General features: G+C 31.3%; 11 protein-coding genes. 10 read left to right on the top strand and 1 reads right to left on the bottom strand.

Going from position 1 to position 13,884, the window contains the following annotated elements; genetic code table 11:
• Positions 1–85: 85 nt before the first annotated feature.
• The 3 genes from BC748_RS05060 (at position 86) to BC748_RS05050 (ending at position 4,602) form a co-directional block, all read left to right on the top strand.
• Positions 86–943 carry an MBL fold metallo-hydrolase gene (locus BC748_RS05060; protein WP_133532382.1) on the top strand — a complete coding sequence of 286 codons (858 nt, stop codon included), beginning with the start codon at positions 86–88 and terminating at the stop codon, positions 941–943.
• 205 nt (positions 944–1,148) lie between these two features.
• Positions 1,149–2,732, top strand: a complete 1,584-nt coding sequence (locus BC748_RS05055; protein ID WP_133532381.1) for a S8 family peptidase — start codon at positions 1,149–1,151, stop codon at positions 2,730–2,732.
• A 10-nt stretch (positions 2,733–2,742) separates the two neighbouring features.
• Complete coding sequence (locus BC748_RS05050; protein ID WP_133532380.1) at positions 2,743–4,602, top strand: M1 family metallopeptidase; 1,860 nt, start codon at positions 2,743–2,745, stop codon at positions 4,600–4,602.
• Positions 4,603–4,642: 40 nt separating this feature from the next.
• Here BC748_RS05050 and BC748_RS05045 read toward each other — a convergent pair whose 3' ends face one another.
• Positions 4,643–5,341 (bottom strand): S24 family peptidase, encoded by a 699-nt coding sequence (locus BC748_RS05045; RefSeq protein WP_133532379.1) that lies wholly within the window; start codon positions 5,339–5,341, stop codon positions 4,643–4,645.
• 365 nt (positions 5,342–5,706) lie between these two features.
• Between BC748_RS05045 and BC748_RS05040 the strand changes: the two genes are divergently transcribed.
• The 7 genes from BC748_RS05040 (at position 5,707) to BC748_RS05015 (ending at position 13,883) form a co-directional block, all read left to right on the top strand.
• Positions 5,707–9,492 carry a hypothetical protein gene (locus BC748_RS05040; RefSeq protein ID WP_133532378.1) on the top strand — a complete coding sequence of 1,262 codons (3,786 nt, stop codon included), beginning with the start codon at positions 5,707–5,709 and terminating at the stop codon, positions 9,490–9,492.
• Between the two features lie 73 nt (positions 9,493–9,565).
• Positions 9,566–11,473 carry a hypothetical protein gene (locus tag BC748_RS05035; RefSeq protein WP_133532377.1) on the top strand — a complete coding sequence of 636 codons (1,908 nt, stop codon included), beginning with the start codon at positions 9,566–9,568 and terminating at the stop codon, positions 11,471–11,473.
• A gap of 4 nt (positions 11,474–11,477) precedes the next feature.
• Positions 11,478–12,050 carry a hypothetical protein gene (locus BC748_RS05030; RefSeq protein ID WP_133532376.1) on the top strand — a complete coding sequence of 191 codons (573 nt, stop codon included), beginning with the start codon at positions 11,478–11,480 and terminating at the stop codon, positions 12,048–12,050.
• A 171-nt stretch (positions 12,051–12,221) separates the two neighbouring features.
• Positions 12,222–12,371: a hypothetical protein gene (locus tag BC748_RS14155; protein WP_162846412.1), complete on the top strand. Its 150-nt coding sequence runs from the start codon at positions 12,222–12,224 to the stop codon at positions 12,369–12,371.
• A complete protein-coding gene (locus BC748_RS05025) occupies positions 12,346–12,546 on the top strand; it encodes a hypothetical protein (protein WP_162846411.1) in 201 nt (66 codons plus the stop codon). Before BC748_RS14155 ends, BC748_RS05025 begins: the two co-directional genes overlap by 26 nt.
• A gap of 391 nt (positions 12,547–12,937) precedes the next feature.
• The gene (locus BC748_RS05020; protein ID WP_133532374.1) at positions 12,938–13,414 is read left to right on the top strand and encodes a M15 family metallopeptidase; all 477 of its coding nucleotides are present in this window, start codon (positions 12,938–12,940) and stop codon (positions 13,412–13,414) included.
• Between the two features lie 10 nt (positions 13,415–13,424).
• Positions 13,425–13,883, top strand: coding sequence for a hypothetical protein (locus BC748_RS05015; RefSeq protein WP_133532373.1), 459 nt, complete (start codon positions 13,425–13,427; stop codon positions 13,881–13,883).
• Position 13,884: the final 1 nt, after the last annotated feature.

The raw sequence follows: 13,884 nt of genomic DNA, 5'->3' as shown, positions 1-13,884 counted from the left end.
TTTTCCATTAAATGGATTTATGATTAGATTTTTTTCTTCGTTTGATTGATTTTTTAATTTATATCTTTATAAAAAGTTTACACAAATGAAAATCTACCCTATAGAAGCCGGAAATTTCAAGCTTGACGGCGGAGCAATGTTTGGCGTTGTGCCAAAAACCATTTGGAACAAAACCAATCCGGCAGACGAAAATAATCTTATTGATATTGCAGCTCGTTGCATGCTGATAGAAAACGGAAACCGTTTAATTTTGATTGATACCGGAATGGGAAACAAACAATCGGAGAAATTTTTTGGTTATTATTCGCTTTGGGGAAATGATACACTTGATAAATCTTTGGCAAAATATGGTTTTCATCGTGATGATATAACTGATGTTTTTATGACGCATTTGCATTTTGACCATTGTGGCGGAAGTGTAAATTGGAACAAAGACAAAACTGGATATGAAGTCGCTTTTAAAAATGCGAAATTTTGGACTAATGAAAACCATTGGGAATGGGCAACAAAACCCAACAATCGCGAGAAAGCATCGTTTCTTTCAGAAAATATTCTTCCAATGCAAGAAAGTGGTCAATTGAACTTTATCAAAAGACCAAATGGCGATTTTAATTTTTCGGAAGAAATGAATTTTGGAATTTTTTATGTTGATGGTCATACCGAAAAAATGATGATTCCGCATATTCAATATCAAGATAAAACGATTGTTTTTTGCGCGGATTTAATTCCAACTGCTGGACATCTACCTTTGCCTTATGTTATGGGTTATGACACGCGACCTTTATTAACAATGCCCGAAAAATCAAAATTTTTAACTGCTGCTGCGGAAAACAACTACTTTCTTTGGCTGGAACACGACGCTCACAATCCCATAATTACGGTAGAAATGACCGAAAAAGGTGTTCGAATGAAAGAACAATTTGAAATTCAGGAAATTTTGTAAAAGTGATTAAAAACCAGTGTGTATTTATTCCCAAAAAAGCATTTCTAAAATTCACTAAAATCAAAAGAGATAAATTATCTAATGTGGTAGCTTTATCCTATTTTTGATTAATTCGCAATATTTGATACTAAAATATTGTTAATGCTTTTATTTGTTGATTGAAAAGAAATTATTTTTACAACCATTCAAATAAATTTTTAGAAAGATGAAAGTTATATTTTGTTCCCTAATTGCCACTTTTTCGATATCAGTAGTTGCTCAAGATTCAACTTCTCGATACACAAAAAAGATTCCCTTAACCGAAACTGAACTTCAACGCTGGAGCCATCTTGATTTAGAAAAAGATTCTATTCCAGGAATGAGTGTTGATAAAGCATATGCCGAACTTTTGAAAGACAAAAAAGGACAAAAAATTATTGTTGCCGTAATCGACTCAGGAACTGACATTGATCATCCCGATTTAAAAGGTGCCATTTGGACCAATCCAAAAGAAATTGCCAACAATAAAAAAGATGACGATAAAAACGGTTATATCGATGATATTCACGGTTGGAATTTTCTTGGCGATTCCTATGATGAAACGTTAGAAATGACTAGAATTTTGAAAAAAGGTGATGATGGTTCAGAAACGTATAAAAAAGCATTAGCCGATCATACCGCAGAATACAAAAAAATGATGAGCTACAAACAACCTGTTGACATGTTGTATGAAGCCGACAAAACCATTCGCGAAGAATTAAAAAAAGACGATTATACTCTGGAAGAATTAAAAAATGTTGCTTCAGTAAAATACAAATTGTACCAGAGTAAAATGATTTTATTGTCTTATGCCGCTGATTATGGAGAAAAATTCAGAGAAGAATTAACTTCATTTAAAAACCATGTCTATGACAAGTTAAATTACAATTTGAACAAAGAGTTTGACGGAAGAAAAGTAGTTGGCGATAATCCAGAAGATTTCAACGACAGAAAATATGGAAACAACAAAGTTTACGGTTCAAATAAAGAGAACACCGAACACGGAACGCATGTTGCTGGAATTATTGCTCAAAAAAGAAATAACAATATTGGCGGTGATGGCGTTGCAAATAATGTAGAAATCATGGCAATTCGTGCTGTTCCAAATGGTGACGAATATGACAAAGATATTGCTTTAGCCATTCGTTATGCTGTTGATAACGGTGCGAAAGTTATCAATGGAAGCTTTGGAAAAGATTTTTCGCCTCATGCCGAATGGGTTTGGGAAGCATTGAAATATGCCGAAAGTAAAGATGTTTTGTTTGTTCATGCCGCTGGAAATGATGGAAAAGATATTGATGTAGAAGAAAATTTCCCAACAGATACCAAAGATAAAAACACCGAAATCGTTTCCAATTTTCTGCAAATTGGAGCTTTAAACTATGAATATGGCGAAAAAATTATCGCAGATTTTTCAAATTATGGAACCAAAAATGTAGATATTTTTGCGCCTGGAGTTAAAATTTATGCCACTTTACCAAACGGAAAATACAAATACTTGCAAGGAACATCAATGGCTTCTCCAAATGCAGCTGGAGTTGCGGCTTTAATTCGTTCGCATTATCCCAATTTGAAAGCTTCACAAGTAAAAGAAATCATAATGCAATCGGGAACACCAATTGACATGGTTGTAAATGTTGGTGAAAATGGCGAAAAAAGAAATTTCTCTGAAGCATCAGTTTCAGGAAAAATAGTAAATGCTTTTAACGCATTAAAAATGGCGGAAGAAGTTTCCAAACAGCCAACATTGGAGAAGAAAATAAAAACATAAAAAAATAAAAATGAGATTACCCTTTGCACTTAGTTTACTTATTGGAACACTTTTTTGTGACGCACAAAATAAAGGTTACTGGCAACAAAAAGCCGATTACAAAATGGAAGTTTCCGTTAATGCAAAAAACTATCAATACAAAGGAAAACAAACGTTGGTTTACACCAATAATTCCAATGATACATTAAAAAAAGTCTTTTATCACTTGTTCAACAACGCTTTTCAACCAGGAAGCGAAATGGATTTTAGAAACCAAAACATAGTCGATCCCGATGCAAGAATGGTTACTAAAACAAAAACCGATGACGGAAAAGAAATTAAAGAAAGTAGAATTGCCAAATTAAAGCCAAATGAAATTGGATATTTAAAAGTATCTAACTTTAAACAGGATGGAAAAATTGCTACTACAAAAGAAGTTGGAACAATACTAGAAGTAACGCTTTCAAAACCAATTTTACCCGGAAAAAAAACAACTTTTACACTTGATTTTGATGGTCAAGTTCCAGTTCAAATTCGTCGTTCAGGAAGAAACAATAGCGAAGGTATTGAATTTTCCATGTCACAATGGTATCCAAAAATGTGCGAATTCGATTTTGAAGGTTGGAACACATCGCCATATATAGGCAGAGAATTTCATGGTGTTTGGGGAAATTATGATGTAAAAATCACTATAGACGCAGCCTATATTCTTGGCGGAACAGGAATTATTAAAAACAATAACGAAATTGGTTTTGGCTATGAAGATCAAGGAAAAAAAGTGACGAAAAATCCAAATAATCCAACACTAACTTGGCATTTTATTGCAGCAAATGTTCATGACTTTGCTTGGGCAGCCGATAAAGAATATATCCATGATAAACTGGTTCGTCCAGATGGTGTAACGCTTCATTTTTTATACAAAAACAATCAGAAGATTTTCGATGTTTGGAAAAAAGCGCAACCCTTAACCTCAAAAATTATGGATTATTTCAATTCCTATGTTGGAAATTATCCTTACAAACAATACTCTATAATTCAAGCTGGCGATGGCGGAATGGAATATGCCATGTGTACATTTGTTTTAGGCGAAGGAAAATTAGACGGTTTCGTTGGGCTAATTGCTCACGAAATGGGACATTCTTGGTTTCAACATGTTATAGCATCCAACGAAAGCAAAAACGGATGGATGGATGAAGGATTTGCTTCTTTTATTGAAGATTTAGCGGTTAATGAACTTTCTGTAAAAAAAATAGAAAATCCATTTTTAGGTTCTTACAAAGGTTACATAACGTTAGCCAATTCAGGCAAGGAACAACCTTTAACAACTCATTCTGATCGATTTGACGAAAATAAAAGTTACAGTGTTGGTTCGTATAGTAAAGGTGAATTGTTTTTAACCCAGTTAATCTATTTAATTGGAAAAGAAAACACAATGAAAACGCTAAAACGCTATTATTCTGAATTCAAATTCAAACATCCAACACCAAATGACATAAAACGAACTGCTGAACGCGTTTCGGGTGCGCAACTCGATTGGTATTTAACCGATTGGACAAAGACGACAAACACGATTGATTATGCTATAAAATCGTTTGAGAACAATACAATTACACTTGAAAGAATTGGAAGAATGCCAATGCCAATTGATATTTTAGTAGAATATACCGATGGTTCTAAAGAAATTTTTCACATTCCGTTGCAAATGATGCACTTTGTGAAAGAAAACCCAAATACTAACATCAAAAGAACCGTTTTAAAAGATTGGACTTGGGCACAACCAACATATAATTTCTCCATTTCAACTCAATCATCAATTAAAAAAATAACCATTGATCCGAGTGGTTTAATGGCTGATGTTAAAACAGAAAATAATATTTATGACGTGAAATAAATCACTTGAAATGATATTGAACCATTTAGAAAATTAAACTTTAATTCATTGAATTAATCCTAATGCTTGCTTTAACTAAAGCGAGAGCTTTTATTTTTGAAAGTTCAACGTCTTTATCTTGGTGATGTTTATTTTGACTGACCAACTTAACATAACCCTGTTGTTCAGACTTTTGAATGTACTTCACAGTAACGTACTCTTCATCACTCATATCAATACTCAACAAATACATTTCTCCCCAAAAAATCTCATTTTTTATATCGTTTACTTCTTTATATAAAACAATATCACCACTTTTTAACAAAGGATACATACTATCTCCAGTGATGTAAACAGCTCCATCACATTTTGGTAAATGAGGAATAGAAATATGATCAATAGGTTTTTGAGCATTAGTATCTTGAAACAATGGCACTAATCCAGCAACAGCTTCAATGTCATACAAAGGAATTTGTTGATTTTCTAAATTCCGATCCGTTTTTAAACGAAAAGTCTCTATACTTTTATTAGCAACTATTTCTTCATTAGTCACAAACATTTCTCCAACACCTGATAGCAACCAAACTGGATTTAAATCGGGATAAGTAGCTATGATATTCTCCAAAACATTACTTCCGATACTTTTACCTTCTTTAACCGCTTTTGAAATACTTCCTCTACTTGCACCAAGACTATTTTCAAAGGCATAGTAGCTAATTCCCTTTTTTTCTATGTATTGTCCAACTCTTTCTGAAACCATTATGATTATTTTTGACAAAAATAAGAAAAAAATCTAAAAATAAAAAGTCCCTTTTGATTTTATTATCAAAAAAAACCTTTACAATACGTTATAAAAACAAATACAATAAATTCAATTACCTGCTATACAATATTTTAATTCAATTTTTCGAAAAAGAAATTGAAATGAAAAAAGATAATGAAAGGCAATTGAAGCAATTAGAAAATATTTGATTTTTTTCATCGTTAATATTTTTTTATTAGATTTTAATCATATATTTTTGCATTGAAAATCTTTATCCTTTCGTTAAAAACATTATTGTCCGGAAAATAATAAAGTAAACAAATGAAAAAGAAAGAATATAATCTAATAAAAAATTTATTATCATGAGTACACAAATTAAAAACACGCTCTATCGCTTTATTACAATGAGAGCACCTGAACTTCTAGAACAAGAAAAATCTAATGGATTATTTGTTTTGCATCCTGAAGCTCAATTAGACAAGTCCGAGACAATGACTAGTTCATTTTTAAAATCGGTTTATAATATTCCGATAGGAAAAACAAAAAAAGAAGTTTTACAGGAGGCAGTTGATAGTTTTGGAAACAACGCAAAAAAAACAAAGAAAAGTGTAATTGAATTGGTTAAGAATCCAAATTTGGTTTCTTTAGCTGAATGGTTAACAAAAAATCGTGCAAACTTAACTCCAGAGCAGGTTAAAAGTTATCTAGAACAACTGGGGGAAACGGATAAACTATCCAACGATGAAATCAGAATAAAGCTGTGGGACAACCTTTTTTACCAAATTTTCACATTCCAATCAGGTGCCGTAAGAGATTTTATTTTATCTCTTCTTGTTGCAGATTTCTTTATTTCAAATTATAAAATTGATGGAGAAAACAAAGATGCACTGAGAAGAAGAGCGCAAGCAAGAGTTGTAGTTCCTGTGGCAATTTTTTCTCCTGAAAATATCCAAAACAATACCGTTTTCAGAAAATTTGCACAAGAAAATATGGCTGTCGATAAAATTTTAGTAGCTGCCAACCAATCTATTGTCTCTGAAAAACAACTAAAGCAATTTGAAGAGCTTGTATTAGAACTTGTTGAAATCAAAATCCGTTATGACAAAAGTGAGTCAAAACAAAGGGCAGCATATGACAAAAATTATAATGCTTTGGTGCAAAATGCTTATCAAAATGCAAATAAAATAGAAAAAACATATGTCAATCCGGTAACGAAAGTTGAAGAAACCTACTATGAATATGAAAATCTTGTACTGCCTGTCTATGACTATTTGCCAATTGCTGAGCTTGAGTTTATAAAAAATGACAAAATTGCCACTGATAATTTGAAAAGATTTGCCTTGACTGCAAAAGAAAACAAAGAGCTAGATACTTTTGAAGAACTTAATTCATTTGCAAAAGAGATGATTCGAAAATTAAATGAATCATTATTTAATCAAAAACCACTAACAGAAAAAGTGGCTGTAACAGGTGGAGCAGTTATTGCGGCAAGAACTGCAGGTTATGCAGCAAGAACAAGCAATCGTTTTACTGTGTCTCTTACTGGATCAGGAACTACAAAAAGGTTATTATTGACATTATTTGGGATAGAACAAGGAACGGATATATATTCAGGACACTACACCGTTAACTTTCCAAATAGCGAACCTCTGAGTGGGGAATATTCTAGCACCATGAACGAGTCTATTTGGGATCAAGGTAATCTATCTTTTGAAATTTTTAATTATAATGGAAAATATTTTCAAACTACAGAAGATGGAGCAATTGAAATAGAAGGAACTTTTGTAACAAATACAGGAAGAGAAATAAGTTTTAGTGGAACAGGATCAATCAATGCCATGACAACTTCTAACGGAAGCGGATCGAATTCTTCAGGTGGAAATACAAATTCAGCAGCTAACCATCAAATGCTGTCACCATTGCTTCAAATGGCCTATAGAACATTAAATGGAAACGAAAGCTACACAGTCAGTGCAAGTGGATTTTATACGTATGAAGACCCAAATGTAATTACAGAAATTGAAAACCCTAAAGGTACTTCGCTTCAAAATTCAGGTTCGACAACTTTAATTAACAACAGCACAGCAACTATGATAGATTATATTCCAACAGGTTATGGAATTAAACGTCTTGGTATAGCTGATTATCGTCGAGTAGAACAAGAAGTATGTTGCTACGTTCCAGGTGAAGTATCACATATAGAAAATGTGATGGCACGAGAATACAAAGAAAAATCAACCCGAAGACTTCGCAGACAAGAAGATACACTAACGACCAGCAAAGAGAAAGAAACCGAAAAACTTTCAGATACAACCTCAACTGAACGTTTTGAAATGAATCAAGAAGTAGCTTCTGTTTTAGCACAACAAAATTCTGCAGCGTTTCACTCAGGTATGTCTTCAAAAGCTTATAATGTTCATTTTGATGTAAGTGCTGATTTTGCTCACAATACCACAAAAGAAACATCCAACATCCAAGCTTTAAACGAAGCACAGGAAGTTACCGAAAGAGTTTTGGAGCGAGTAGTTCAAAAAGTTAAAGAAGAGCGTGTTACAAAAATCATTGAAGAATATGAAGAAAACAGCAAACACGGCTATGACAACAGAAAGGGCGACAAACACATTTCTGGTGTCTATCGTTGGGTAGACAAAATCATGAGAAACAAAGTCATCAATTACGGCAAACGTTTGATGTATGAATTCATGATACCAGAACCAGCATCTTTTCACAATGCAGTAATGGATGCTAAAAAAGTTTCTCCTGGAGTTGAAATTCTTGAAAAACCAATTGACCCGAGAACAGCTGAAAATAGCATAGCTCTAAAAATTGACAATAACTTTGAATTAAGATGTCTAAAATGGATTGAAGCATATAATGTTGCCGTTGACGAATTTAAAAATACGACAATAAAGGTTAGTAAGTCATTTAAAGTTGATTTCATGGATAATGGTCAAGAAGGAAATGCTTTAAATGACTCTATAGAAATCCCAGAAGGATATATTGTAAATAAAGCATATTTAGAAGGTGGCTTTTACCATCATGGAAATGGTGACAATAATAAAAAAATGTCAATTGCAATTGGAAACAAATCAATCTTGGAATTAAATAACACAAAAACAACTTTTAGTCATACTATAAGTGATTTGGAAAATGTTACCGATAAACTAGCGGTTTCAGCATCAACTTATGACGTTTTGTCGGCAAGTTTTAACGTTGTTATAGATTGTAGTTTAACCCCTAATGCTCAAAAAAAGTGGAGAATAGAAACATTCAATGCCATTATTGCTGCATACGAAGCTAGATTATCCGAATACAACGATAAAGTAGCAAATGCAAAAGCCGTTCAAAAAGAAAGAGCAAAAATAAACCCTATGTTTAACCGTCAGGTAGAAAACATTGTATTGCGTAAAAACTGTATCGAATATTTAATTGGTCAAGCTGTTCTTGGAAAAACATCTCTTTTACAAGGAAGTACACCTAGCGAAATCAGAGCCAAATTTGACGATCCAGCTTTAGAAAGCTACTCAGCTAAAGTGAAATTCTTTGAGCAAGCATTTGAATGGGATTTAATGAGTTACTATTTCTATCCTTTTTACTGGGCAGAAAAATCGAAATGGGTTGATATGTACCAAATTGATGAAATGGACGATGCTACTTTCAAAGCCTTCTTAGAAAGCGGAATGGCAAGAGTAATTGTAACGGTTAGACCTGGTTTTGAAGAAGCTGTAAACTGGTTTATGGCTACTGGACAAGTTTGGAATGGCGGACAAGTTCCAACAATGGATGACGAACTATTCAAGTCAATTGTAGATGAACTTCGCGAACAAACCGGTGAAGTAGAAGAAACTTGGGAAAGCCGTGTTCCTACCTCATTAACCGTTATTCAGGCAGGAAACATAGGACTAAATGTTCAAGGATTGCCGTGTGACGATGACTGTGACGATTACAAACTATTCGACTCTGATGGAAATCAAATACTTAATCCTGACGGAACTCCTAAATCAAGCAATCCTTTAGTACAACAAGCTGAAGATGTGCTGTTGGGCAACGTTACCGAAAACCTTGATACCGTTACCGAAAACATTGAGGAAATCAAAGCCGATATCGAAAGTATTCAATCCACGCTGGAATCCTTAGCCAAAAATTAAGGCTAATGAACCAGTACAAAACAGGAGAGGAAAAAATCCTCTCTTGTTTTTTTAACTTTTAAAATTTAAAACGATGAGTGCAAATAATAGTTTAAAAATTAAAAACAATCAAAATCAATCGCCATATACTTCAAAAGGCTATCCACTTAAAAAAGACTGGTCATCATATAATACTTATGACATTGGGAGAGCTTTCTTTTCAGATGGTTTTGTTAATCACACTTACTCATTTAGTATTTTTGATAACCAAAACTTATTCATTAAATCTGTTTTAAAAGATGAAGTTTTATTTTATAAAAAAAGAGAAATTCCAGTAACCATCTATTCAGCAGATAATGAAAATGAAATTATAAATACGTCTAAAAAATTAGTAATCGATTATGATGAGATTGCTTTTTTTTTCTTCAAGCAAGATGAAAACATAAAAGCAAAAATTAATTTGGGTAATTCGTTATTAAAGCTATCAAACTTTGAAAATGAAAATCAAATGAAAAACAAAACATTCGATATTTCTCCCCAAGAAATGCAAAAAATTAATAATAATTTATCAGCTAAAAATATTGTTTCGTTTTTTAATAAAGATAATTTTTTATTTAAGGAAGATGTGGAAAATATTAATGGGTTATTTAATTTTAAAAATTTAAGGAAAATTCAAAAAAGTCTTAATGATGATTTTATTAACGCTTGGTGGAGTAAAGATTTTGAAGGCAAAATATACGTTAATTCAGACATACATCATAGTTATCGCTCAAGTCTTGAAGAAACTGTTTATTTTCAAATTACTGTAAATGATAGAGTTAAAGAAGGAACAATAATAACATTTAATTTATTTGATTATGATGGAATTTTTAATCCAGATGATAAAAAATTTAATAACAAAGAAATAATAAAAAAAGTGGAAGTCAGAAAAGTTGAAAAAGAAAAGAGAATTACAATAGAACTTTATCTAAATCCTACTTGGGAAAATAACATTCTTGAGGAAAAAGGATTGTTTTCAAATGGATATATTGAATTGTATTGGTCTTGGAATTATAACAATGTTTTATGGCGTTCAAAAGAATTGCAACTGAGTGTATATCCTTCAGAAAATAAACTTTATGTTAGACCTCTTATACAAGATTCAAATTATAAGTTACCAGAAATATACTCTCATAAAGGAGAAATTATACTCTTTGCTATAGACCAATTACCTAACGGAACAATTAAAAAATTTGTTTCTATGAAACTTAGGAATACAATAAAATATAGATCATTTGAAGATATTAATAAATTTTACAAAGAGATTTTTACAGAAAAAATAAATTTAGAAACCAATACATTGGAGACAGCAAGCTATCAAGTAGAAGAACTAAATCATTACTTTAAGATTAAAAACAATGCACAGAGTATTTTTATAGAAGAGGAAAATATTGATGTTCCTGTTGAAAAAGGAAGTAAACAAGCGGTTTATAATAGTTTATTTAAAGGCGTAAAAATGATTAAAAATGCAGCAGAAGTTTATAATTATTATGATATTTTCAAACAAACAATAAACATGTTTCCAGAGTTGAGTGATAATGGTAAATTAAATGCACCATCACTTTCAACATTTGTAGGTTTAATACCTAGCGCAAATATTTATGCATTTGCATTGGCCTTGACAGAATGGTCTATGAAAGCTCAAAAAGAGCAAGATGATATAATTATAGATCAATCGTTGTGGGTTAAATGGCAAAACAAAAAAAAACAAGGACTAGATGCAGCTTTAAATTTTGTTGATTACAACGGCTGGGCAAGTGATAAAACATTCAGAAAACATTTTGTTTCTCAAGAAACTCTAGATGCTTTATTTAAAGGAACTTTTAAAACAATTGATGAATTAAATGATTTTAATAATATACAAAAAGCAGAAAATAAATATGTTTTAATAAGTTACCGCATGAATAAGGAAGAATTAGATACATTTGTAGATGTAATAGATTGTATTTATTTTAAAAGTTAAAAAGATGAAAAAAACAGCTCTTTTGTTTAGTACACTATTTTTCTTTATGAGTTGTGCAGAAAAGAAATATTTAAAAGAAGTCATTTCAAATGAAAAAATAAGCATTACTTTAAAGGAAACATTTGAAGAAACCTATTATAATTTGAATATACCGATTGAATTTGAATTAAATTTAAATGATGATAAAATAATTAGTGCTATACCTTATTTTGAAATCGATGACAAAAGGGGTTTTAGTGGTGATAACTATTATATAGACAAGAGAGGTAAAAAAAAAATGTTTTCACTTGATAGATATAAACCATATAATTATCCAACCAATATTTATATTGTTAGTGAAAAGAGAAAGATTACAAAAGAAGAGGTTATTGAATTAATAAAGAAATATAATCCTTCCAAAACGATAGAGTCATTAAAAAGTAAAAATGATACTATTTATTTAACACCATATTTACAGTATAGAAAAGACAATCCTCAGTTTTTATATGAAATGAGAAAACAGCCTGATAGTCTTATTTTAAGTATCTACATAAAAGGAAAAGGATCAAAAGTTGTTGGAGAAAGAATTAATTGGTAATAAAAGCCATAACACTATGTTATGGCTTTTTTTTGTAAAAGTAAGAATTGTATCTTTATTAAAAGATAGTTCCGATAGCGCAGATTTATGGTTATGAGAAACTGAAAAATTAACCCCAAATCAAGCATTAGAATTTTAAAGACAAGTTATTAAATTAAAAAACAAATAGTTATGAAAACAATAGGTCAAATATTTAATGAATTAATGCACGATGGGGTTTTTGAAAAACGAAATTATTTAGGTGCAGATATAATGCTTTCTAATAATGATATAAAGCATTATCAATTATCTCCAATTGATAGGAATATATATGTATATTAAAAACATTCGTAATTACTATGATATTATTTTAGGAGAAAAATTTAATATTGTTTTTAATATTAAAGAACCTAAAAATTATCAAAAAACAGACTGTGAAATAGATTATGTCTCTTTAAAAGAAAATGATAATATTGGCTTTATTCCTAGTGGATATGGAGGATGTGTGTCCGGTTAAAATTTAAAGATAAAATTCCAGAAATTACAAATGTTCTTATGCAAGATAGAGATGAAAAATTTGATAAAGAAAAACATAGTTTTTTATACTTTACAACCCAAGAAGTAATGGATAAAATCCTTGAGGAACTCGACAAAGAGGAAAATCCTATTTCTTAATATTTTATAGAACCGCTTTAGCAATAAGGCAGTATTTTTGTAAAAAACATCTCTAGAAAATTTATCCTAACTCCGCAAAGTGTTTCATCAAATTAAAATGTTCTACTGGAAAACTCCGCAAATATTTCCCAATTTCCGGAATTTTTTTATTTTTAAATAAGATTTTTTTCTTTGTTTTTTATATTGTTGCTTAGATTTTTTTCTTATATTTGTCATATAAAAAAACAAACGTCATGGACAAATATACCAAAGAAAGAATCACGTTGCTTCATCCATTAGTTCGGGAAGAAATGACAACCATTATTACCGAATGCAACAAAGCATTAACCGGCAGAGCAAAAATACGAATCACACAAAGTTTACGAACTTTTGAAGAACAAGATGCACTTTATGCAATCGGGCGAACCAAACCCGGCAAAAAAATAACGAATGCCAAAGGCGGTCAATCCATTCACAACTATGGATTTGCCGTGGACATCTGTCTGATTATCGATGGGAAAACCGCTTCTTGGGATACCACAAAAGATTGGGATAACGACCAAATTGCCGATTGGTATGAATGTGTAAAAATTTTCGCTAAATTTGGATGGGATTGGGGCGGAAACTGGAAAACATTCAAAGACTTACCTCATTTTGACAAACGCGGTTATAATAATTGGAAAAAATTAACCAAACTAAAACGCGATTCCAAAGGATATGTAATACTGTAAACGAAAAACTATGAAAACAAAAATCTTATTACTCTTTAGTATTTGCTCACTTTTATGGTCGTGCGAATCAACTAGAACAGCTATTTTTGATCAATATTCTTATCAAAAAACCATTGAGCTGAAAGTAGAAACCAAACAATTATTAGGCAAATCTTCTCAAGCTTATGAAGCAAACGAAGCAGAAATCAATCAATTGCTGTTGAATGTTGCAAAATTGACAGAATATGAAAAAAACAAACCCAATAACGAAACCAGTTATGAAATGTGGCAACTTATAACAAACGAGGAAAAAAATCTTCTAGCAGGTTTTTTCAAATACTGGAAAGAAAAAAAGACGGTTTCTACAACATTTAAAGAAGAAGCCGAAAAACAAATCATGGAATCTTTTGATGTCCTGATACAATTTGAAATAAAAAAAGACAAAGCTTCACAACAAACGCTTTTGGATGTAATCACTAAAAACAAATAGT

Source organism: Flavobacterium dankookense, from assembly GCF_004362665.1.
GTDB lineage: Bacteria > Bacteroidota > Bacteroidia > Flavobacteriales > Flavobacteriaceae > Flavobacterium > Flavobacterium dankookense.
Note: the sequence above shows the minus strand (reverse complement) of the source record. Positions and strands in the feature narration are given on the sequence as shown.

Excerpts from the sequence above, each read along its gene's own strand:
- BC748_RS05015 (WP_133532373.1), top strand. The coding sequence starts at position 13,425 with ATGAAAACAAAAATCTTATTACTCTTTAGTATTTGCTCACTTTTATGG.
- BC748_RS05040 (WP_133532378.1), top strand. The coding sequence starts at position 5,707 with ATGAGTACACAAATTAAAAACACGCTCTATCGCTTTATTACAATGAGA.
- BC748_RS05050 (WP_133532380.1), top strand. The coding sequence starts at position 2,743 with ATGAGATTACCCTTTGCACTTAGTTTACTTATTGGAACACTTTTTTGT.
- BC748_RS05020 (WP_133532374.1), top strand. The coding sequence starts at position 12,938 with ATGGACAAATATACCAAAGAAAGAATCACGTTGCTTCATCCATTAGTT.
- BC748_RS05055 (WP_133532381.1), top strand. The coding sequence starts at position 1,149 with ATGAAAGTTATATTTTGTTCCCTAATTGCCACTTTTTCGATATCAGTA.
- BC748_RS14155 (WP_162846412.1), top strand. The coding sequence starts at position 12,222 with ATGAAAACAATAGGTCAAATATTTAATGAATTAATGCACGATGGGGTT.
- BC748_RS05045 (WP_133532379.1), bottom strand. The coding sequence starts at position 5,341 with ATGGTTTCAGAAAGAGTTGGACAATACATAGAAAAAAAGGGAATTAGC.
- BC748_RS05035 (WP_133532377.1), top strand. The coding sequence starts at position 9,566 with ATGAGTGCAAATAATAGTTTAAAAATTAAAAACAATCAAAATCAATCG.
- BC748_RS05060 (WP_133532382.1), top strand. The coding sequence starts at position 86 with ATGAAAATCTACCCTATAGAAGCCGGAAATTTCAAGCTTGACGGCGGA.
- BC748_RS05030 (WP_133532376.1), top strand. The coding sequence starts at position 11,478 with ATGAAAAAAACAGCTCTTTTGTTTAGTACACTATTTTTCTTTATGAGT.